General features: G+C 69.7%; 19 protein-coding genes. 4 read left to right on the top strand and 15 right to left on the bottom strand.

The annotated features are described in order from the left end of the window. The first annotated feature begins 58 nt into the window (after positions 1-58). Both HJC40_RS17745 and rarD read left to right on the top strand, forming a co-directional pair. The gene (locus tag HJC40_RS17745) at positions 59-520 is read left to right on the top strand and encodes a GNAT family N-acetyltransferase (protein WP_250002221.1); all 462 of its coding nucleotides are present in this window, start codon (positions 59-61) and stop codon (positions 518-520) included. Between the two features lie 129 nt (positions 521-649). Then, positions 650-1,591: an EamA family transporter RarD gene (gene rarD / locus HJC40_RS17740; RefSeq protein ID WP_250002220.1), complete on the top strand. Its 942-nt coding sequence runs from the start codon at positions 650-652 to the stop codon at positions 1,589-1,591. Between the two features lie 15 nt (positions 1,592-1,606). Here rarD and HJC40_RS17735 read toward each other — a convergent pair whose 3' ends face one another. Beyond that, positions 1,607-2,320 carry a zf-HC2 domain-containing protein gene (locus HJC40_RS17735; RefSeq protein ID WP_250002219.1) on the bottom strand — a complete coding sequence of 238 codons (714 nt, stop codon included), beginning with the start codon at positions 2,318-2,320 and terminating at the stop codon, positions 1,607-1,609. 88 nt (positions 2,321-2,408) lie between these two features. Continuing rightward, positions 2,409-3,203 (bottom strand): IclR family transcriptional regulator C-terminal domain-containing protein, encoded by a 795-nt coding sequence (locus tag HJC40_RS17730; RefSeq protein WP_250002218.1) that lies wholly within the window; start codon positions 3,201-3,203, stop codon positions 2,409-2,411. A 152-nt stretch (positions 3,204-3,355) separates the two neighbouring features. Here HJC40_RS17730 and HJC40_RS17725 point away from each other — a divergent pair, with 152 nt between their 5' ends. Further along, a complete protein-coding gene (locus HJC40_RS17725; protein WP_250002217.1) occupies positions 3,356-4,540 on the top strand; it encodes an MFS transporter in 1,185 nt (394 codons plus the stop codon). Between the two features lie 273 nt (positions 4,541-4,813). Continuing rightward, positions 4,814-5,848: a polyprenyl synthetase family protein gene (locus HJC40_RS17720; protein WP_374272056.1), complete on the top strand. Its 1,035-nt coding sequence runs from the start codon at positions 4,814-4,816 to the stop codon at positions 5,846-5,848. A gap of 250 nt (positions 5,849-6,098) precedes the next feature. Here the strand turns inward: HJC40_RS17720 and nuoN are convergent, their stop codons facing one another. The 13 genes from nuoN to HJC40_RS17655 are packed head-to-tail and all read right to left on the bottom strand — an operon-like array spanning position 6,099 to position 21,853. Further along, a complete protein-coding gene (nuoN, locus tag HJC40_RS17715; RefSeq protein WP_250002216.1) occupies positions 6,099-7,631 on the bottom strand; it encodes an NADH-quinone oxidoreductase subunit NuoN in 1,533 nt (510 codons plus the stop codon). A gap of 2 nt (positions 7,632-7,633) precedes the next feature. Further along, entirely contained in the window at positions 7,634-9,175 is a 1,542-nt protein-coding gene (locus HJC40_RS17710) for an NADH-quinone oxidoreductase subunit M (protein ID WP_250002215.1), read from the bottom strand. Next, complete coding sequence (gene nuoL / locus HJC40_RS17705) at positions 9,172-11,097, bottom strand: NADH-quinone oxidoreductase subunit L (protein WP_250002214.1); 1,926 nt, start codon at positions 11,095-11,097, stop codon at positions 9,172-9,174. Before nuoL ends, HJC40_RS17710 begins: the two co-directional genes overlap by 4 nt. Before the next feature lie 12 nt (positions 11,098-11,109). Further along, a complete protein-coding gene (gene nuoK / locus HJC40_RS17700) occupies positions 11,110-11,409 on the bottom strand; it encodes an NADH-quinone oxidoreductase subunit NuoK (protein ID WP_023357573.1) in 300 nt (99 codons plus the stop codon). Continuing rightward, entirely contained in the window at positions 11,406-12,149 is a 744-nt protein-coding gene (locus HJC40_RS17695) for an NADH-quinone oxidoreductase subunit J (protein WP_250002490.1), read from the bottom strand. The genes nuoK and HJC40_RS17695 overlap by 4 nt, the downstream gene beginning before the upstream one ends. Continuing rightward, complete coding sequence (gene nuoI / locus HJC40_RS17690; RefSeq protein WP_250002213.1) at positions 12,149-12,796, bottom strand: NADH-quinone oxidoreductase subunit NuoI; 648 nt, start codon at positions 12,794-12,796, stop codon at positions 12,149-12,151. Before nuoI ends, HJC40_RS17695 begins: the two co-directional genes overlap by 1 nt. 1 nt (position 12,797) lies before the next feature. After that, positions 12,798-14,177 (bottom strand): NADH-quinone oxidoreductase subunit NuoH, encoded by a 1,380-nt coding sequence (gene nuoH / locus HJC40_RS17685; protein ID WP_250002212.1) that lies wholly within the window; start codon positions 14,175-14,177, stop codon positions 12,798-12,800. Continuing rightward, a complete protein-coding gene (locus HJC40_RS17680; protein ID WP_250002211.1) occupies positions 14,174-16,651 on the bottom strand; it encodes an NADH-quinone oxidoreductase subunit G in 2,478 nt (825 codons plus the stop codon). The genes nuoH and HJC40_RS17680 overlap by 4 nt, the downstream gene beginning before the upstream one ends. Continuing rightward, positions 16,652-17,968, bottom strand: coding sequence for an NADH-quinone oxidoreductase subunit NuoF (nuoF, locus tag HJC40_RS17675; protein WP_250002210.1), 1,317 nt, complete (start codon positions 17,966-17,968; stop codon positions 16,652-16,654). Further along, a complete protein-coding gene (gene nuoE, locus HJC40_RS17670) occupies positions 17,965-19,140 on the bottom strand; it encodes an NADH-quinone oxidoreductase subunit NuoE (RefSeq protein WP_250002209.1) in 1,176 nt (391 codons plus the stop codon). The genes nuoF and nuoE overlap by 4 nt, the downstream gene beginning before the upstream one ends. Beyond that, positions 19,141-20,466 carry an NADH-quinone oxidoreductase subunit D gene (locus HJC40_RS17665; RefSeq protein WP_250002208.1) on the bottom strand — a complete coding sequence of 442 codons (1,326 nt, stop codon included), beginning with the start codon at positions 20,464-20,466 and terminating at the stop codon, positions 19,141-19,143. Further along, positions 20,463-21,188 (bottom strand): NADH-quinone oxidoreductase subunit C, encoded by a 726-nt coding sequence (locus HJC40_RS17660; RefSeq protein WP_250002207.1) that lies wholly within the window; start codon positions 21,186-21,188, stop codon positions 20,463-20,465. Before HJC40_RS17660 ends, HJC40_RS17665 begins: the two co-directional genes overlap by 4 nt. After that, positions 21,185-21,853 (bottom strand): NADH-quinone oxidoreductase subunit B family protein, encoded by a 669-nt coding sequence (locus HJC40_RS17655; protein WP_250002206.1) that lies wholly within the window; start codon positions 21,851-21,853, stop codon positions 21,185-21,187. The genes HJC40_RS17660 and HJC40_RS17655 overlap by 4 nt, the downstream gene beginning before the upstream one ends.

Raw genomic sequence — 21,853 nt, 5'->3', positions numbered from 1 at the left:
TGCCCCGGCCGTGAAAATGTGCTGGCGTCGCAATGATCTCGGGGCTTGACTCGGTGGCGTGCTGAACGATCGTCGGGATGACGGATACACCCTGAGCTCCGAGCGGGAGCGCATCGACCTCGACCGGGTGCACCAGTGGCTGTCCACGGATGCCTACTGGGCTCTGGGCCGGCCACTCGACCAGATGCGGGCCGCCGTCGCCGGGTCAGAGCCCTTCGGGGTCTATGACGGCGACGGTGAGCAGGTGGCGTTCGCGCGGGTCGTCACGGACGGAGCCGTCTTCGCTTATCTCTGCGATGTCTACGTCGATCCGGCGCACCGCGGCCGCGGTCTGGGTGGGTGGCTTGTGCGGCATCTCCGCGACCACTACGCCGCCCGCGGATTGAGCCGCTTCGTTCTGGTCACCCGGGACGCCCACGCCGTCTACGCCCGCCACGGTTTCACCGACGTCGAGCCCGGCCGGTGGATGGAGTGCGACCTGCGCGCCGCCACCCCATCCCGCACAAACGGCGCGACGTGAACTGAACTGCACGCGTCGGCACGTGACGGGCCGTCAAGCCGGCTAGCCGGGCCGTCGAGCCGGCCAGGCGGGCCGTGAAGTGAGCCATAGGCAAGGACCAGATCAGCCACCGGCCCTTACGGTGGGGGCATGAGCGACGAACGGCGCGGATATCTCTACGGCCTCGCGGCGTACGTGATGTGGGGCTTCTTCCCGATCTACTTCAAGCACCTGCAGCCCGCGTCACCGTTCGAGATTCTCGCCCACCGGGTCATCTGGTCGGTCGTCTTCATCAGCCTGCTGCTCGCCGTGATGCGCAACTGGCGGTTCTTGCAGCGCCTGGCCCGCAGCCCCAAGCTGCTCCTCGGCATCTCGCTGGCCGCGGTGCTGATCGCGATCAACTGGGGCACCTACATCTACGGCGTGAACTCGTCGCGGGTCGTCGAGACGGCGCTCGGCTACTTCATCACGCCGCTCGTCCTCGTGCTGCTCGGCGTGACAGTGCAGCGGGAACGCCTTCGTACCCTGCAGTGGGTCGCCGTCGGCGTCGGCACGATCGCCGTGGTGGTCCTGACCATCGACTACGGTCACCTGCCGTACATCGCTCTGATCCTGGCCGCCAGCTTCGGCAGCTACAGCCTGGTGAAGAAGCGCATGTCGCTCCCGCCGGCCGAGGGCCTCTTCGTCGAGTCGGCGGTGCTGGCGCTGCCCGCTCTGGTCTTCGTCGGCTGGCTCACCACGACCGGCGACGCCAAGTTCGGGAACGTCTCGACCACCCACACCGTGCTCATGATCTTTTCCGGGCTGGCCACCGCCCTGCCGCTGCTGCTGTTCGCCGCCGCCGCCAACCGGGTGCCGATGGTGGGCATCGGCATCCTGCAGTACGTCGCGCCGATCCTGCAGCTGGCCGTCGGTCTGCTCATCTACCACGAGCCGATGCCACCGGCCCGCCTGGCCGGCTTCGCCCTCGTCTGGGTGGCGCTGATCATCTTCACGATCGACGCGCTCGGCCGCCGTGCGCGAAGGGATAAGACGGCGGCCGGCCCGACGGCCGCCACCGTCGAACCGGCCACCACCCTGCCACCCCACTGACCCGGAATCAGAGGATCAGGGGACGTCGTAGGCGAGCAGCGCCTTCCCGTCGTACTGCACCAGCTCGAGCCGGGACAGGCTGTCCCGGCCGAAGTGGGTGACGCCGGGCATCGTGAACTCCGCGCCGGGCACCGCCTGCCACGAGCCGAGCTGTTCCTTCTGCTCGTCGGGGCCATAGGCGATCAGGCGGAACGTGTAGGGCCGCGAGGCCGTCTCGCTGTAGGAGCAGACCAGATCGATCTTGGTGCCGCCCGAGGTGCTGGTGAGCCGCACGGACGCCGAGACGGGCGAGCCATCCCGTACGGCGGTCATCGCGATGGCCGGACCGGCCGGCGGGGCCGCCGGCGCGGCGTTGTCGCGCGTCCAGGCGAACACGCCGACGGCGATCAGCGCCACCAGCACGGCCGCGGCGGCGCTGCTCACCACCCGTACGCTGAAGGTCTTGCGACGTCGTTTGGCCTCGGGGGCGAGGGTGGCCCACTCGCTGGTCGCCCAGTCGCGCAACGAGGCGCCGGGGTGGCTCTGACCACCGCTCAGGGTCGGGTCGAGCAGCTTGGCGAACTCTTTGGCATCCAGCCGGGACAGCACGTCGGGAAGGGCCGAGATGTCGGCGACCGCCTCCCGGCAGAACGAACACGTCGCCAGGTGGCTCTCGTAGGCCGTCCGCTCCGCCGGCGACAAGGCGCCCAGCACATAGGCACCGTCCTCGTGCTCGTGCTCGCAGTGCACCCCGTCACCACCCTCCGCTGATCTCCGGCTGCACCCTGTCTTACGGGCGACGGGAACGAGAGGTTCAACGGAGTCTTAGGTGCCCTTGTCAGGCCGTCGCCGACTCCCCCGCCGACAGGGCTTCGGCGACGTTGCGGGCGGCCGCCGTGAGCTTGGCCCGCACGACACGCGCCGAGGTGAGCATCTCGGCGGCGGGCAGGGCACAGGCGAGCACCAGTCGGCGTTCGATGTCGCGATCGGAGATGACGAGCACCGAGGCGCAGGCCAGTCCCTGGCGGAACTGCCCCATCTCGAGCTGCATGCCGCGTCGTTCCCCGGCGGCGAGGTCGGCCTCGAGCGTCTCGGGGGTCGTGAGCGTCGCCGGGGTGAACTGGCGCATGCCGTAGTCACGCAGGTAGCGCGCTCGCTGGTCGGGCGTGAGCGTGGCCAGCAGGGCCTTGCCGAGCGCGGTGGCGTGGCCGCCCTCGTCGAAGCCGGGCGACATGTCGTCGATGAACGGCGAGCGGGCGCCCTCGGCCGAAGCCGTCACCGCTATCCGCCCGCCGACGAAACGGCCCAGGTAGTGGCTGTAACCGCTGTCGAGCGCGGCCCGCCGCAGCGCCTCACCGACCGCCGGCGGCCCGCGGAAGGCGGAGACCAGCTCGCGGTACCGGTCCGCGATCTCCAGACCCACGATGTACGTCCCGTCCTCGCGGCGGATCACATAGCCCTCGTAGGCGAGGGTGCGCACAAGGTGATAGGTCGTCGCGACGGTCAACTCGCACCGTCGCGCTATCTGCTTCACGGTGAGTCCGCGGGGCGCGCGGCCGACCGACTCGAGCACGCGCAACGCGCGTGACACGCTCCGAATCAGGTCGGACGGCTCCGCCAGGGGGTCGCGCACAGCTACCTCCGACGCCAGGGACTTACACCATATGAATAATCTTCCTCGGAGGGAATGCCAAAAGCATGTGGATCACGGTCGATTTACACGACCCGTGTGGTCATTAGCACTCAGCGCGCTCGGATGCATTCTGCTCGCCTAGTCTGCGGATGATGGCGAAGCGCACGATCCTTCTCCGGCCGAGCGGGCCCACCAGCGCGTTCCGGGCGTCGGCGGGCGCATTGACGACCACCATCGCCGTCAGCGTCCCGGTCTTCCTCGTCGGCGGGCTCGCCGTGCAGATCGGCGACGAGCTCCACTTCTCGCCGGCCGGGCTCGGGCTCGCGGTGTCGGCGTACTTCGGCGCCAGCGCGCTCGCCTCCGTCCCGGCCGGCCACCTGGTCGAGCGCTTCGGCGCCACCCGGGTGTCCCGCGCCGGAATCCTGCTCGCGGTGGCCTCGTTGCTGGGCGTGGCCGCCTTCGCCCGGACACTGTGGAGTCTCATCCTCATCCTGGCGCTCGGCGCCGGTGCCAACGCGATGGGACAGCTGGCCAGCAACACGGCCCTGTCCCGGCACGTGCCCCCGAGGCGGCAGGGCCTGTCCTTCGGCATCAAGCAGGCCGCCATCCCGGTGGCGACGCTTCTCTCCGGGGCCGCCGTTCCCGTGGTCGCGCTGACCCTGGGCTGGCGGTGGGCCTTCGTCTTCGTCGCCGGGCTCGCGGCGTCGGCTCTGCTGCTGGTCCCGAACGATCCCGAGGTCGCCACCGTACGCTCGAAGAACCGCGCGAAGCGGGCAACCAGGGCACTCGTCGTGGTCGGTGTGGGCGCCACCCTGGCGGCCGGCTCAGCCAACGCGCTCGGCACGTTCCTGGTCGACTCGGCGGTGGCTCAGGGTATTTCCCCGGGACCGGCCGGCCTGGCCCTCACGCTCGGTGGCGCGGTCTGCGCGACGTCGCGTGTCCTCGGCGGCTGGCTCGCCGACCGGTGGCCGGACCGTTCGATCTCCGTCATCTCGGCCCTCCTGCTGGCCGGGGCTCTCGGGCTGGCGCTGATGGCCGTCCCGGGCGGCCTGCCGCTCATCGCCGGCGTGGTGCTCGGCTTCGGCTTCGGCTGGGCCTGGCCCGGCCTCATGAACTTCGCGGTGGTGCGGCTGCACCCCCAGGCGCCGGCCGCCGCCACGTCGATCACCCAGACCGGCGTGTACGCGGGTGGCTGCCTCGGCCCGCTCGGTCTGGGCACCCTGGCCACCACGACGAGCTACCCGACGATGTGGGTGGTCGCCGCGATCGCGATGCTCGGCGCCGCGGCCGCCATGCTCCTCGGCAGCCACCTCCTGCGCCGGCACACCGCCGCGTAGCGCAGCCCAACTCCTGCGCCACACCACCGCGTAGCGCAGCCCAACTCCTGCGCCACACCACCGCGTAGCGCAGCCCAACTCCTGCGCCAGCACACCGCCGCGCGACCCAGCAACGCTGACGCCGGCACGCCGCCGCGTGAGGCAGCAACCTGGGCGACAGCAGGCCGCCACGTGGGGCAGGAACGCGGGCGACAGCACGCCGCCACGAAAGCGTGTGCTAGATCCTCTTTTGATCTTGCCCCCGACACCCCTGGGGCCATGGTCGCCGGACCCATGTGGCATCGTGAAAGCGTGGTGAGCACCGGTGACCTGACGCTGTCGTCGCTCGGCCTCGACATCGATCCCGCGGTCGATGCGTCGGTGTCGGCGACGCTGGCCGCTGTGGAGGAGTCGCTGCGGGCCAACGTGGCCAGCGCCGACCCGTTGGTCGCGGAAGCCGCGCGGCATCTCGCCGATGCGGGCGGCAAGCGGTTCCGCCCGATTCTGGTCGCTCTCGGGGCCCAGTTCGGCGACCCGACCCGGCCCGAGATCGTCGCGGCGGCCAATGTCGTCGAGCTGACCCACCTCGCGACGCTCTACCACGACGACGTCATGGACGAGGCGCCCGTGCGGCGGGGCGCCCCCAGCGCCAACTCCCGCTGGGGCAACTCGGTGGCGATCCTCGTCGGCGACTACCTGTTCGCCCAGGCGGCCGATCTGGCCGCCTCGCTCGGCCCCGAGGCGGTCCATCTGCAGGCGCGCACGTTCGCGCGGCTGGTGCACGGTCAGATCGCCGAGACGGTGGGCCCGCGCGGCAGCGACCCGATCGAGCACTATCTGCATGTCCTCAAGGAGAAGACGGCGTCGCTGATCGCGACCTCGGCCCGCTTCGGTGGCATGTTCTCCGGCGCGCCGGCCGACATCGTCGAGGCCCTGGCGAGCTACGGCGAGATCATCGGCATCCCGTTCCAGCTGTCCGACGACCTGCTCGACATCTCCTCCGAGTCGGTGCAGTCGGGCAAGACGCCCGGCACCGACCTGCGCGAGGGCGTGCAGACGCTGCCCGTGCTCTACGCGCTGGCCGGCGACGACACCGACGCCTCCGCCGTGCGGCTTCGCGAGTTGCTGGCCGGCGGCCCGATCACCGACGACGAACTGCACGCTGAGGCCCTCGGGTTGCTGCGTGAGTCGGCCGCGATGAAGAAGGCCCGCGAGACCGTCCGCACCTACGCCGAGGAGGCGCGCGCCGCCCTGCGGCCGCTGCCCGAGGGCGACGCCAAGCGCGGTCTCGAGGCGCTCTGCGACTTCATCGCCGACCGCACCAGCTGAGCCCACCGCACCAGCCGAGCCGACCGCCAGCCGAGCCGACCGCGCCAGCTAAGCCGACCGCCAGCCGAGCCGACCGCGCCAGCTAAGCCGACCGCCAGCCGAGCCGACCGCGCCAGCTAAGCCGACCGCCAGCCGAGCCGACCGCGCCAGCCGATCTGGCCGCCAGCTGACCGGGAAGCGCGCCCCCGCAACCAGACGAAGAACGAAAAGAGCCCCGAGCCGAAGCCCGGGGCTCTTTCGCGTCAGGAGATCAGCGGACGAACTGCGCCGCGTCCCGGCTCAGATCGATCAGCGGGGCCGGGACGACGCCGAGGGCGAGCGTCGCGACCACGCCGATGACCAGCGCCGCCGACGTCAGGAAGCCCGGGATCGACACCGTCGGCGTCGACTCGTTGGGCTCCGAGAGCCACAGCAGCACGACCACCCGCAGGTACGGGAAGGCCAGCAGCATGCTGGTGATCACTCCGAACACGACCAGCCAAGTCTGGCCACCCTCGATCGCCGCTCCGAAGACCGCGAACTTGCTGGTGAAGCCGCTGGTCAGCGGGATACCGGCGAAGGCCAGCAAGATGAACGTGAAGGCCGCGGCGAACAGCGGGCTCTTGCGTCCCAGACCGGCCCACCGCGCGAGGTGGGTGGCCTCCCCGTCGGCGTCGCGCACCAGGGTGACGATGCCGAACGCGGCGAGGACCGAGAAGCCGTACGCCACCAGGTAGAACATCGTGCTGCTGAGGCCCTCCTCGTTGAGCGCGAGGACACCGACCAGCAGGTAGCCGGCGTTGGCGATCGACGAGTAGGCCAGCAGGCGCTTCATGTCGGTCTGGGTGATCGCGAGGACCGCGCCGACGAACATGGTGAGCACCGCGATCGTGCCCAGCACCGGCTGGTAGTCCCAGCGCACGCCGTCGAAGGCCACGTAGAGGACCCGCAGCAGCGCGCCGAACGCGGCGACCTTGGTGCAGGCCGCCATCAGCGCGGTGACCGGCGTCGGCGCGCCCTGGTACACGTCCGGCGTCCAGACGTGGAACGGGGCGAGCGCGGCCTTGAACAGCAGGCCCATCGCGATCAGCGCCATGCCGCCGTAGAGCAGCACCTGGCTGCGCTGCGGGTCGGCCACCGCGTCGTGCACCTGGGACAGCGAGATGCCGCCGGCGAAGCCGTAGATGAGGGCCACGCCGAACAGGAAGAACGCCGAGGCGTACGAACCGAGCAGGAAGTACTTCAGCGCGGCCTCCTGGCTGAGCAGGCGACGCCGGCGGGCGAGCGCGCACAGCAGGTACAGCGGCAGCGAGAAGACCTCGAGCGCGATGAACATGGTGAGCAGGTCGTTCGCGGCGACGAAGAGCAGCATGCCGCCGAGCGCGAAGATCGTGAGCGGGTAGACCTCGGTGGCGCCGGGCTGGTCGCCCGCCTGCTTGAGGTCCTTCTGCGAGCCCACGGTGATCGCCGCCTGCGAGACGAACGGGCCGCCCCGCTCGATCGACCGCTCGCCGATCAGCATCAGCGAGACCAGGCCGAGCGCCAGGATCGAGCCCTGCAGGAACAGCGTGGGGCCGTCGACGGCGACCGCGCCGCCGATCGTGATCTTCCGGGTGTTGTGCTGGACGACCACCGCGACGAACGAGGCCACCACGGCCAGGAACGCGAAGCTCAGCTGGATCACGTGGCGCGACCGGCGGGGTACGAACACCTCGATCAGGATGCCGACGCAGGCCGCCCCGAAGAGGATCAACATCGGCATCAGCGCGCCGTAGTCGATGCCGGGCAGTTTCAGGTCTCCCATGGCTAGCGCGCCACCCTTTCGTTAGCGACGACCGCTGTCGGCCCCGGATCCTGGACCCCGACGTCCTGCATGGTCGCCTCCACCGCCGGATTGATCACGTCGATGACCGGCTTGGGATAGAAGCCGAGCAGGACGATGAGCAGAATCAGCGGCGCCACCACGACCTTTTCGCGGAGCGTGATGTCCTTGCGCATCTCCGGCACCTCGGCGAGGGCCGGGTTGAGGTTGCCCTGCGTGGTGCGCTGCACCATCCACAGGACGTAGGCGGCGGCCAGGATGATGCCGACCGTCGCCACCACCGCGTACGCCGGGTGCACGGTGAACGTGCCGATCAGCACGAGGAACTCGCTGATGAACGGCGCCGTGCCGGGCAGCGCGAGCGAGGCCAGACCGGCGAAGAAGAACACCCCGGCCAGGACCGGTACGAGCTTGCCGGCCCCACCGAAGTCGCTGATCAGGTTGGAGCCGCGGCGGGCGACGAACATGCCGACCACGATGAACAGCAGGCCGGTGGCCAGGCCGTGGTTGACCATGTAGAGCACCGAGCCGGTGCCGGCCTGACTGGTGAAGGCGAAGATGCCGATGCCGATGAAGCCGAAGTGGGCGATCGACGTGTACGACACCAGGCGCTTCAGATCGTTCTGCCCGACCGCCAGCAGCGCGGCGTAGATGATGCCGATGACGCCCAGCACCAGCGCGGCCGGAGCGAACCAGCGCGACGCCTCCGGGAACAGCGGGAGGCAGTAGCGCAGGATGCCGAACGTGCCGACCTTGTCCATGACGCCGACGAGCAGCGCCGCGGCGCCGGCCGGGGCCGCACCACCGGCGTCCGGCAGCCAGGTGTGGAACGGGAAGAACGGCGCCTTGATCGCGAACGCCACGAAGAAGCCTAGGAACAGCCAGCGGGCGGTGTTCTGATCGATCGAGCCGGCGATCTCGGTCAGTCGGCCGAAGTCGAAGGTGTTGCCGCCGACCACCCACAGGCCGATCACCGCGGCCAGCATGAACAGACCGCCGACCAGGCTGTAGAGGAAGAACTTGACCGCCGCGTACTGCCGTCGCTGCCCGCCGAACGACCCGATGATGAAGTACATCGGGATGAGCATGATCTCGAAGAACACGTAGAACAGGAAGATGTCGGCGGCCGCGAAGACGCCGATCATCGTGAACTCGAAGACCAGCAGCAGCGAGAAGTAGATCGGCGCCGAGCGGTTGCTCTTCTCGACGTCGTGCCAGGACGCCAGGATCACGACCGGGAACAGGATCGCGATCAGCATGAGCATGACCAGCGCGATGCCGTCGGCCGCGAACGTGAAGCGGGCGTCCCAGGACGGGATCCAGGCGTACGACTCACGGAACTGGAAGCGATCGCCGCCGACCTTGAAGGCGATCCACATGACGATGCTGAGCGCGAGCACGAGCAGCGACCATCCGAGGGCGACGGTCTTGGCCAGTTCGGCCTTCTGCCGCGGGATCAGCGCCACGACGACCGCGCCGACGAGCGGCAGCAACGTCAGGATGGACAGGAACGGAAAGTCGGTCACGCCAACCACCCAAGCTGGATCGCGAGGAAGGCGCCGACGACAAGAACGGCACCGGTGAGCATCGAGAGGGCGTACGAGCGGACGAAGCCGGTCTGCATCCGGCGGAGCCGGCCGGACGTGCCGCCGATGCCGGCCGCGATGCCGTTGACCAGCCCGTCGATGCCCTTGTTGTCGAGGAAGACCAGCGCCCGGGTGAGGTAGATGCCGGGTCGCTCGAACACCGCCTCGTTGATCGCGTCGGTGTAGAGGTTGCGGCGGGCCGCGGTCACCACGACACCGGCCGGCTGCGGCGCGAGGGCCGTGCCGTTGCGGAACAGAGCCCAGGCCAGACCCGCGCCGAGCACGGTGACGACGAGGCTGAGGATGGTGATCAGCGTGTGCGACAGGACCGCCTCGTGCGGCGCCTCCTCCGCGCCGAAGACCGGCTCGAGCCAGCCCGGCACCGAGGTCGACATCAGCCAGCCGGCGCCGATCGAGCCGAGCGCCAGCAGCATCAGCGGCACGGTCATGATGAACGGCGACTCGTGCGGATGCTTGTTGTCGTCGGTGTACCGCTCGGGCCCGTGGAAGGTCAGCACGAACAGCCGCGTCATGTAGAACGCGGTCAGCCCGGCGCCGAGCAGGGCCGCCATGCCGTACAGCCAGGACGTCCAGTCACCGCGCTCGAACGCGGCCGCGATGATCGGCTCCTTGGAGAAGAAGCCGGACAGCGGCGGGATGCCGATGATCGCCAGCCAGCCCATCATGAAGGTGAGCCAGGTCCACTTCATGTATTTGCGCAGGCCGCCGAAGCGCCGGATGTCCACCTGGTCGTGCATGCCGTGCATGACCGAGCCGGCCCCGAGGAACATGTTGGCCTTGAAGAAGCCGTGGGCCAGCAGGTGGATGATCGCCAGGGCGTACGCCCCGCCGCCCAGGCCGACGCCGAGGAACATGTAACCGATCTGGCTCACCGTCGACCAGGCGAGCACCCGCTTGATGTCGTCCTTGGCCGCGCCGATGATGCAGCCCATCAGCAGGGTGAGCGCGCCGACGCTGACCACGACCGTCTGCAGGACCGTGTTCGCGGTGAAGATGGCGTGCGAGCGGGCGATCAGGTAGACGCCCGCGGTGACCATCGTGGCCGCGTGGATGAGGGCGGAGACCGGGGTCGGGCCCTCCATCGCGTCGGGCAACCAGGCGTGCAGCGGGAACTGGCCGGACTTGCCGGCCGCGCCGATCAGGAGCAGCAGGCCGAGGATCAGCACGGTGGTCGAGGTGAGCGCGCTGACGTTGCCGAAGACCTCGTCGTACTGGGTGGTGCCCAGCGTCGCGAACATCACGAAGATGCCGATGGCCAGGCCGGCGTCGCCGACCCGGTTCATCAGGAACGCCTTCTTGCCCGCGGTGGCCGCGGACGGGCGGTTGTACCAGAACGAGATCAGCAGGTAGGACGCGAGACCGACGCCCTCCCAGCCGAAGTAGAGCATCACGTAGTTGTTGCCGAGGACCAGCAGCAACATCGCCGCGACGAAGAGGTTGAAGTAGCCGAAGAACTTACGCCGGCCGGGGTCGTGCTCCATGTAGCCGACCGCGTACAGGTGGATCAGCGAGCCGACGCCCGTGATCAGCAGGACGAAGACGCCGGACAGCGGGTCGAACAACAGCCCGAAGTCGACGTGCAGGTTCCCGACGGCGATGAAATCCCACAGGCTCAGCTCGGCCGACCGCGCCTCCGCGTCGAGGCCGCGCAGGCTGAAGAAGAAGACCAACCCGAGCACGAAGGAGGCAGCCACCGCGACGACACCGAGCCAGTGCCCCCACTTGTCGGCCCGCTTGCCGAGGAGCAGCAGGATCGCGGCGCTGGCGAGCGGAATGGCCACCAACAGCCAGATCCCGCTCAGCGCCCCCGTCGCGTGGGCGTACTCCACTGTCTGTTCCACGTGAAGGCCCCTTTAGTACTTCAGAAGGTTCGCGTCGTCGACGCTCGCCGAGCGTCGCGTACGGAAGATCGACATGATGATCGCCAGTCCCACCACGACTTCGGCGGCCGCGACGACCATCACGAAGAACGAGATGATCTGGCCGTCCAGGGTGCCGTTGATGCGGCTGAAGGTGACCAGCGCGAGGTTCGCGGCGTTCAGCATGAGCTCGATGCACATGAACAGCACGATCGCGTTGCGGCGGACGAGCACCCCGGCGGCGCCGATGGTGAACAGGATCGCCGCGAGCACCAGGTAGTAGTCGGGGGTCATTTGTCCGTTCCCTTCGGAGCCGCCTCATCGGCTGTCAGCTCACGGATGGGCAGGATCGGGGAGATGCTGCGCTCGGCGCTGTTGCCGTCGGGCAGCCGCGCGGGGGCGGCGACCGACATGGTCGTGGCGTAGACGCCGGGGCCGGCCTTGGGACCGGGGTAGTTGCCCGGCCGGAACCGCTCCTTCATCCGGGTCACCTGGTTGTCGACGTCGCCCTTGGCCCGCTCGACGTGGGCCAGGATCATCGCGCCGACCGCCGCGGTGATCAGCAGCGCGGAGGTGACCTCGAAGGCGAACACGTACCGGGTGAACAGCAGCGACGCGAGTCCCTGGACGTTGCCGCCGGCGTTGGCGTCGGTCAGCCCGACGGCGGTGGCGTCGCCGAGCGACCGGGCCACCCCGGTGCCGACCAGCGCGGCGAAGCCGACGCCGAGCAGGATCGCGGCGATCCGCTGACCGCGCAGGGTCTCGATCAGCGAGTCGGAGGCATCCCGGCCGACCAGCATGAGCACGAAGAGGAACAGCATCATGATCGCGCCGGTGTAGACGATGATCTGCACGGCGCCGAGGAACGGCGCCGCGTTGACCACGTACAGGAAGCCCAGGCAGAGCATCGTCACGACGAGCCAGAGCGCGGAGTGGACCGCGTTGCGGGCCAGCACCATGCCCAGCGCGCCGATGACGGCGATCGAGCCGAGGATCCAGAAGGCCACGGCTTCACCGGTGGACACCTGGTCCATCACACCGCCTCCTTCGTGGACTGGCCGGGGCGGCGCAGCGTGCCCGCCGTCTCGGGCCGGGCGTCGGTGTCGGCGGCGGTCGCCGCGTCCTCGGTGCCCGTCTCCGACCAGGGAGCCCGCTCGGCGCCGACCGAGGTGCCCGGGTTGGTGAGCGCGCCGATGTAGTAGTCCTTGTCGGTCTCGCCCAGGCGCATCGGGTGCGGCGGCTGCTCCATGCCCGGCAGCAGCGGGGCCAGCAGTTCCTTCTTGGTGAAGATGAGGTCCTGGCGGCTGTCGCGGGCCAGCTCGTACTCGTTGCTCATGGTGAGCGAGCGGGTCGGGCAGGCCTCGATGCAGAGCCCGCAGAAGATGCAGCGGGCGTAGTTGATCTGGTAGATGCCGGCGTAGCGCTCACCCGGCGAGTACCGCTCTTCGTCGGTGTTGTTGGCGCCCTCGACATAGATCGCGTCCGCCGGGCAGGCCCAGGCGCACAGCTCGCAGCCGATGCACTTCTCCAGGCCGTCCGGGTGCCGGTTGAGGATGTGCCGGCCGTGATAGCGCGGCGCCGGCGTCGGCGGCGTGAACGGGTAGTCGGTGGTGATGACCTTGCGGAACATGTGCGCGAAGGTCACGCCGAAGCCCTTGAACGAGCCCGTGAAAGTCCCCACGTCACACCTCCTTGTCTTCGGGAGCGGGCGAGGAGTCGCCGCCGACCGTGGCCGGGGCGCGTTCGGCCACGGCACGCCGGGCCCGCGGACTGGGAGGAACCTGGAGATCCATCGGTGGCACCGGGAAGCTTCCCGGTGGCCGGGCGGCCAGCTCCTCCTCGATGGAGAGCTGCCGTGGCTTGCGGGCGGCCGGCCAGAGCATGGCGACCAGCAGGATCACCACCACGATGCCGACGATCGAGAACCACTTGGCCTGCTGGGAGAGCTCGTTGTTGGCGACCTTGACGTAGCTCAGGAACAGGATCCACACCAGGTTGACCGGGATGAGGACCTTCCAGCCGAACCGCATGAACTGGTCGTAGCGCATGCGGGGCAGCGTCGCCCGCAGCCAGATGAAGCCGAAGAGCAGGATCAGCACCTTGGCGAAGAACCAGATCACCCCGAAGTAGCCGGAGTTCGCGCCCTCCCAGAACCAGGTGATCGGCCACGGAGCCCGCCAGCCGCCGAGGAACAGCGTGGTCGCGAAGGCCGAGACGGTGATCATGTTGATGTACTCGGCCAGGAAGAACAGCGCGAACTTGAACGACGAGTACTCGGTGTGGAAGCCACCGACCAGCTCGGACTCGGCCTCGGGCAGGTCGAACGGGGCCCGGTTGGTCTCACCGACCGCCGCGATGCAGTAGATGATGAAGCTGGGCAGCAGGAGAACGGCGTACCAGCTCGGGGTCGTCGCCTCCCAGCCGAAGATGGTGACCGGGTTGCCGTGCGCCTGGGCCGCCACGATCTGCGAGGTGCTCATCGAGCCGGCCGTCATGAAGACCGCCACGATCGACAGGCCCATCGCGACCTCGTACGAGATCATCTGCGCACTCGACCGCAGACCACCCAGCAGCGGGTAGGTCGAGCCGGACGCCCAGCCGGCCAGCACCACGCCGTAGACCGCCATCGACGAGCAGGCCAGCAGCACGAGCACCGAGACCGGCACGTCGGTGAGCTGCAGCGCGGTCTGCTGACCGAACATGTTGACCACGCCGCCGAACGGGATCACCGAGAACGCGGTGAAGGCCACCGTCGCCGAGATCACCGGGGCGATGAAGTAGACCACCTTGTCGGCGGTCTTCGGGATGATCTCCTCCTTGAACGGCAGCTTCACACCGTCCGTGAGGCTCTGCAGCCATCCCTTGGGACCGACCTGGTTGGGGCCGGGCCGGACGGCCATCCGGGCCACGACCTTGCGCTCGTAGACGATCGTGAAGAGCGTCAGCAGAAGCAGCAGGACGAAGACGCCGAGCAGCTTGATCAGCGAGATCCACCAGATGTCGTTCTCGAACGTCTGGAGCGTCGGGTCCACGGCGTGGGCCGCGAGAATCGACGTGTTCATGCGGAGACCTCCGACGAGGCGAGGACCGGGCCAGGCCGGCCGGCCGACAGCCGGACGACCGCACCCGCGGTGACACCCAGGCTGCGACGCAGGGTCGAGCCGGGCGAGTTGGTGGGCAGCCACACCACGCGCGGCGCCAGGTCGGTGACCTCGGCCGGCAGGGTGATCGCGCCCCGGTCGGTGCCGACGGTGACCGCGTCGCCGTCGACCACCCCGAGCGCCTCGGCCAGGTCCTTGCCGATCCGCGCGACCGGCGGCCGGGCGGTGCCGGCGAGCACGGCGTCGCCGTCGAGCAGCGAGCCCTGGTCGATCAGGTGGTGCCAGCTGGCCAGCACCGCCTCGTGCGCACCGGTCTCGGACCGGGTCGCCGGGGCGACGGACGGCGCGGACGGCCGGGTCGCCTTGCTGACCGGCATCGCCCCCAGCTCGCGGCGGATCGTCATCACGTCCCCGGTGCCCAGGGTGACGTCCATGAGCGCGGCGACGGCCTCGAGCACCCGGCCGTCGGTCATCGCCGTGGTCGGCAGCACCGTGCCGAAGGACCGCAGCCGGCCCTCCCAGTCGAGGTACGTGCCGGACTTCTCGGCCGCCGGGGCGACCGGGAAGACCACGTCGGCACGGCGGGTGACCGCGCTGTGCCGCAGCTCGAGGCTGACCACGAAGCCGGCCTGGTCGAGCGCCTGCTCGGCCAGTCGCGGGTCGGCCAGGTCGCCCGGGTCCACGCCGGCGACCAGCAGGCCGCCGAGCTGACCGGCGGCGGCCGCCGCGACGATCGCGTCGGTGTCGCGGCCGGTCGTGCCGGGGACCGCGCCGGTCTCGACCTTCCAGGCCAGCGAGATCTCGGCGCGGGCGGCCGGGTCGGTCACCGGGCGGCCGCCGGGCAGCAGGTTGGGCAGGCAGCCGGCGTCGATGGCGCCGCGGTCGCCGGCCCGGCGGGGCACCCACGCGAGGCGGGCGCCCGTGCGGGCGGCCAGCGCGGCGGCGGCCGACAGACCGCCGGGCACGGTGGCCAGGCGCTCGCCGACGAACAGCAGGGCGCCGGGCGTCGCGAGCGCGGCGGCGATCGCCGGGTCGTCGGCCAGCAGCCGGGCCTCGTCGCCGGGCACCGCCTTGACCAGGGCCGCGCCGAGCTTCTCGAAGCCCCGCGAGAGGAACGGAGCCACGGCCGTGACCTGGAGCTTCTTGCGACTGTGTCCCTTGCGCAGGCGCAGGAACAGGATCGGGCACTCCTCCTCGGGCTCGAGGCCGACGATCACGGCCGAGGGCGCGTTCTCGACGTCCTCGTAGGTCACGTCGGTCACCCCGGCGACCGAGGAGGCGAGGAAGTCGGCCTCCTCGGCGCTCAGCGGGCGCGACCGGAAGTCGATGTCGTTGGTGCCGAGAGCGACCCGGGCGAACTTCGCGTACGCGTACGCGTCCTCGACCGTGAGCCGGCCACCGGTCAGCACGCCGACGCCGGCGCCCTTCGCGGCCTTGAGCCCCTCGGCCGCCGCCAGCAGGGCCTCGCTCCAGGACACCTCGCGCAGCTCACCGGTCTTGGCGTCGCGCAGCAGCGGCGCCGTGATCCGGTCGTTGGCCACCTGGTACTGGAAGCCCCACCGGCCCTTGTCGCAGTTCCACTCCTCGTTCACCGCCGGGTCGTCGCCGGCCAGACGGCGCAGGACCTTGCCACGGCGGTGGTCGGCCCGCATCGAGCAGCCGGCCGCGCAGTGCTCACACGCGGTCGGCGTCGAGACGAGGTCGAACGGACGGGCCCGGAACCGGTACTGCTCGCCGGTGAGCGCGCCCACCGGGCAGATCTGGATCGTGTTGCCCGAGAAGTACGAGTTGAAGGGGATGTCCCCCTCGCCCTCGCCGGCCTGGCCGTCGCCCGTGCCGGTGCCACCGAAGAAGTCGTCGCGGTAGACGTTGATCTGCTCGCCGGACGAGCGGTCCATCAGGTCGATGAACTTGTCGCCGGCGATCTCCTCGGAGAACCGGGTGCAGCGCTGGCACAGGATGCAGCGCTCACGGTCGAGCAGCACCTGGCTGGAGATGTGGATCGGCTTCTCGTACTCGCGCTTGTGCTCTTTGAAGCGCGAGTCGGACCGCCCGTTGGTCATCGCCTGGTTCTGCAGCGGGCACTCGCCGCCCTTGTCGCAGGTCGGGCAGTCCAGCGGGTGGTTGGCCAGCAGCAGCTCCATCACGCCGCCCTGCGCCTTGGCGGCGACCGGCGAGGTGAGCTGGGTCTTGACGACCATGCCCTCGGCCACCGTCTGGGTGCACGAGGCGACCGGCTTGCGCTGGCCCTCGATGTCGACCAGGCACTGGCGGCACGCGCCGGCCGGGGCCAGCAGCGGGTGGTCGCAGAACCGGGGGATCGCGATGCCCATCCGCTCGGCCACCCGGATGACGAGCTCGCCCTTCTCGGCGACGACCTCGATACCGTCGATGGTGAGCGTGACGGTGTCGGTCTTCTTGGCGACGTCGGTCATTTAGTGAGCTCCAACCAGAGCCTTGGCGGACAGCCGCGGAGCTGTCCGGCCCTCGATGTAGTCCAGGTAGTCCTGGCGGAAGAACTTGAGCGTGGACATCACCGGGGTCGCGGCGCCGTCGCCGAGACCGCAGAACGACCGGCCGAAGATGTTGTCGGCGGTGTCCTGGAGCGTGTCCAGGTCGGCGTGCGTGCCCTCGCCGGAGAGGATCCGGCGGTAGGTGCGCACCATCCAGTAGTTGCCCTCGCGGCACGGGGTGCACTTGCCGCACGACTCGTGGTGGTAGAACTCGAGCCACCGCCAGGTCGCGTAGACCGGGCAGTCCTGGTCGCTGAAGATCTGCATCGCGGTGGTGCCCAGGATCGAGCCGGCCGCCGCGACGCCCTCGAAGTCCATCGCCGTGTCGATGTGCTCGGCCGTGAGCAGCGGCGTCGACGAGCCGCCGGGCGTCCAGAACTTCAGGGTGTGCCCGGGCTGCATGCCGCCGGCCAGCTCGATGAGCTCCCGCAGCGTGATGCCGAGGCCGCACTCGTACTGGCCGGGGTTGACGACGCGGCCGGAGAGCGAATAGATCATCGGGCCGGACGACTTCTCCGTGCCCATGCTCTTCCACCAGTCGGCCCCGCCGAGCACGATGTACGGCACGCTGGCGATGGTGCCGACGTTGTTGACCACCGTCGGGCTGGCGTACAGACCCGCGATCGCCGGGAACGGCGGGCGCAGCCGGGGCTGGCCACGGAAGCCCTCGAGCGAGTCGAGCAGCGCCGTCTCCTCGCCGCAGATGTAGGCGCCGGCGCCGCTGTGCACGACCAGTTCGAGGTCGAAGCCCGAGCCCAGGATGTTCGTGCCGAGGTAGCCCTTGGCCTTCGCCTCGGCCACGGCGTTGCGCAGCCGGCGGGCCGCGTGGACGGCCTCGCCGCGGATGTAGATGAAGGCCCGGTTGGCCCGGATCGCGTACGCCGCGATGATCGCCCCTTCGACCAGCGAGTGCGGGTCGTAGGTCATCAGCGGCAGGTCCTTGCAGGTGCCCGGCTCGCCCTCGTCGGCGTTGATGACGAGGTAGTGCGGCTTGCCGTCGCCCTGCGGGATGAAGCCCCACTTGAGGCCGGTCGGGAAGCCCGCGCCGCCGCGGCCGCGCAGGCCCGAGTCCTTGATCAGCTGGATCAGGTCGTCGGGGTGGACGTCGAGGGCCTTGCGGAGGGCCGCGTAGCCGTCGAGCCGCTCGTAGACGTCCATGGTCCAGGCGTCCGGCGACAGCCAGCGCTTGGTCAGGACGGGGGTCAGCTTCTGGAGAACCTCACGCCGCGGCTGAGTCACTTCTCCTCCTCAGTGGTGCGCTGGGCACCGGTCCAGCCCGGGTTCGCCTCGGCGGTCGGGTGGTCCGCCGACGTGCGGTCGCTCTCGACGCCGCGAGCGGTGTCCCCGGCGGGCTTGCCGTCGCCGGCCGGAGCGTTCTGGGCGACACCGGCCGCCTCGGCCGGGTTGGTGGGCACGGGCTCGCCGGCCTGCGCGTCACCGGTCTTGTCGGGCGTGCTCATGGTGGGGTTGCGCTGCTCGGCCGTACGGGTCTCGGGGTCCTTGACGTCCTCGGCCCGGACCGTCTTGCCGGCGTTGCTGGTGGCCTGCTTGCCGGCGTTGCTCGTGGCCTGCTTGGCCGAGCGCCGCTCGCCGACCTTCTCCTCGACCTTGTCGGCCACGGCCTTGACCGCGTGGGTCGCCCGGTCGACAACCGTGGCGACCTTGCCGCGGTTCTCCTCGCGGGGCGAGGGCTTGGTCTTGGTGATCGGGGTGTCGGGGTTGAAGTCCGCCACCGCGACGCCGTGCTCCTGAGCCAGCGTCACGCCGCGCAGCGTCGGCGCCCCGGCCTGGCCGTCGGCCACCGCACCGTCGCGGATGTCGGAGAAGCCGGCCAGCTGGATCTGCATCTCCTTGAGCGTGCAGATGCGCGCGCCCCGGCTGGGCGTGGGCCGCTCGCCGTTGCGCAGCCGGTCGACCAGGCCGACCGCCGTGTCCGGCGTGGCCTGGTCGATGGCGAAGTCGTAGTTGACCGTCACGACCGGCGCGTAGTCGCACGCGGCCAGGCACTCGGCGTGCTCCAGCGTGATGCGGCCGTCGGCCGTCGTCTCGTCGTGCCCGACACCCAGGTGCTCGGACAGCTGGTCGTAGACCTCCTGGCCACCGAGCACGTTGCACAGCGTGTTGGTGCAGACGCTGACCAGGTAGTCGCCGGTCGGCCGCCGCTTGTACATCGTGTAGAACGTGGCCACCGCGCCGACCTGGGCCTTGTTGATGCCCAGCACCTCGGCGCAGAAGGCCACGCCGCTCGGGCTGACGAACCCTTCCTCGGTCTGCACGAGGTGCAGCAGGGGCAGCAGCGCGGATCGGCTGCGCCCCTCGGGGTAGCGGGCGATGATCTCGAGAGCCGCGGGCAGCAGTTCCTCGGCCAGCGGGGCGGCGGCGGGGGAGAATTCCACCGTGGAATCGGACATTTAGCGGTCACACCCACCCATCACGGGGTCCAGGGACGCTCCACCGGCGATCACGTCGGCCAGCAGCGCGCCTTCGGCCATCGCGGGGATGGCCTGGAGGTTCACGAAGCTCGGGTCCCGCATGTGGACCCGGTAAGGATGGGTGCCGCCGTCGGAGACGGCGTGCACGCCCAGCTCACCACGCGGGTGCTCGATCGCGACGTAGACCTGGCCCGGGGGCACCCGGAAGCCTTCGGTGACGAGCTTGAAGTGGTGGATGAGCGACTCCATCGACTGGCCCATGATCTTGGCCACGTGCTCGAGGGAGTTGCCCATGCCGTCGAGGCCGACGGCGAGTTGCGCGGGCCAGGCGATCTTCTTGTCGGAGACGAAGATCGGGCCGGGCCGGAGCCGGTCGAGCGCCTGCTCGACGATCTTGAGGGACTCCCGGATCTCGGCCAGCCGGACCTGGTAGCGACCCCAGACGTCGGCCGTCGTCGCGGTCGGGACGTCGAACTCGTAGTTCTCGTAACCGCAGTACGGCATCGTCTTGCGCAGGTCCCAGGCCAGGCCCGCGGAGCGCAGCACCGGGCCGGTGATGCCGAGCGCCACGCAGCCGGTCACGTCGAGGACGCCCACGCCCTGCGTGCGCTCCTGCCAGATCACCTGGCCGGAGAGCATGTCCTCGTATTCCTTGAGCTTCTTGGGCAGGTAGACCAGGAACTCGCGGATCTTCTTGATCGCCGAGTCCGGGACGTCCTGGGCGACCCCGCCGGGGCGGATGTACGCGTGGTTCATCCGCAGGCCGGTGGTCTCCTCGAAGATGTCGAGGATGTACTCACGCTCGCGGAAGCCGTAGAGCATCATCGAGATGGCGCCGAGCTCCATGCCCGTGGTGGCCAGCCAGACCAGGTGCGACGAGATCCGGTTGAGCTCCATGAAGAGCACCCGGATCGTGTTCGCCCGCTCGGTGATCTCGTCGGTGATGCCCAGCAGCTTCTCGACCGCGAGGCAGTACCCGGCCTCGTTGAACAGCGGCGCCAGGTAGTCCGCGCGGGTCACGAACGTCGTGCCCTGCGTCCAGTTGCGGTACTCCAGGTTCTTCTCGATGCCGGTGTGCAGGTAGCCGACCACCGGCCGGACCTCCTGCACCGTCTCGCCCTCGAGCTCGAGCACGAGCCGCAGCACGCCGTGCGTGGACGGGTGCTGCGGACCCATGTTGACGACGATCTTCTCGTTGCTCAGCGGGTCGACACTGCCGGTGACGGTGTCCCAGTCGCCGCCGGTGACCGTGAAGACGCGGCCCTCGGTGGTCTCTCGCTCGCTCGCGTATCCGGACTGTGTCATTGGTAGACCCTCCGCTGGTCAGGAGGCGGAATCTCGGCGCCCTTGTACTCGACGGGCACGCCGCCGAGCGGGTAGTCCTTGCGCTGCGGGTGACCCTCCCAGTCGTCCGGCATGAGCACCCGCGTCAGGTTCGGGTGACCGGTGAAGATCACGCCGAACATGTCGTACGTCTCCCGCTCCTGCCAGTCGGCAGTCGGGTAGACGCTGGTGACGCTCGGGACGGAACCGCCGGCCGGGATCGCGGCCTCGAGGCGCACCCGCCGGCGGTAGGTCATCGACGCCAAGTGGTAGATCACGTGCAGACGGCGCGCATCGCTGTTCAGGTAGTCGACACCCGACACCGACGAGCACAGCTCGAAGCGCAGCGACTCGTCATCGCGCATGATCTGCACGACCTCGAGGATGCGCTCGGGCTTGATGTGCAGGGTCAGCTCGCCCCGGTCGACGACGACCTTCTCGATGGCGTCGGAGAAGCCGGGGTACGCCTCCTCCAGCGCGTCGGTGACCTCGTCGAAGTACCCGCCGTAGGGCTTGGGCGTGCTGGTGATCTCGGGCTGCCGGCGCACCAGCCCACCGAAGCCGGAGACGTCCCCGGAGCCGGTGATGCCGAACATGCCCTTGTTCGGGCTGGGCCGCGTCTGGGCCGGCGCGTCGAAGTCGGCGCCGACCGGATCGGCGCTGACCGGCACGCCACCGGTGGGCTCGTTGGGCTCGATCGTCACTTGCCCTCCCGCATATGCGGCTGGAGCTTCATCCAGTTCTCGATGCGCAGCTGTTCCTCGCGGCCTTCCTTGACCGCCTGGGTCCACTCCGCGCGACGGGTCTTGTCGACCCGGTACGACGACGGCATCGCGCCCGGCGCGACCAGCGGCAGCTTGCCCTCGGCCTTGCGGGCCTCGAGCATCTTGCGGCCGTTCGGGCCGAGCGGCTGGGCCATGACCTTCTCGCGCATCTTGAGGATGGCGTCGATCAGCATCTCGGGCCGCGGCGGGCAGCCGGGCAGGTAGATGTCGACCGGCACGATGTGGTCGACGCCCTGCACGATCGCGTAGTTGTTGAACATGCCGCCGGACGAGGCGCACACGCCCATCGAGATCACCGAGCGGGGCTCGGGCATCTGGTCGTAGATCTGGCGGACGACCGGCGCCATCTTCTGGCTCACCCGGCCGGCGACGATCATCAGGTCGGCCTGGCGGGGCGAGGCCCGGAAGACCTCCATGCCCCAGCGGCCGAGGTCGTAGTGCGGTCCGCCGGCGGCCATCATCTCGATCGCACAGCAGGCCAGACCGAAGGTCGCACCCCAGAACGAGGACTTACGGGCCCAGTTCGAGAGCTTCTCGACGGAGGTCAGCAGAATGCCCGAAGGCAGTTTCTCTTCGATACCCAT

This window comes from Actinoplanes sp. M2I2, from assembly GCF_023544445.1.
In the GTDB taxonomy this organism is placed as follows: domain Bacteria; phylum Actinomycetota; class Actinomycetes; order Mycobacteriales; family Micromonosporaceae; genus Actinoplanes.
Note: the sequence above shows the minus strand (reverse complement) of the source record. Positions and strands in the feature narration are given on the sequence as shown.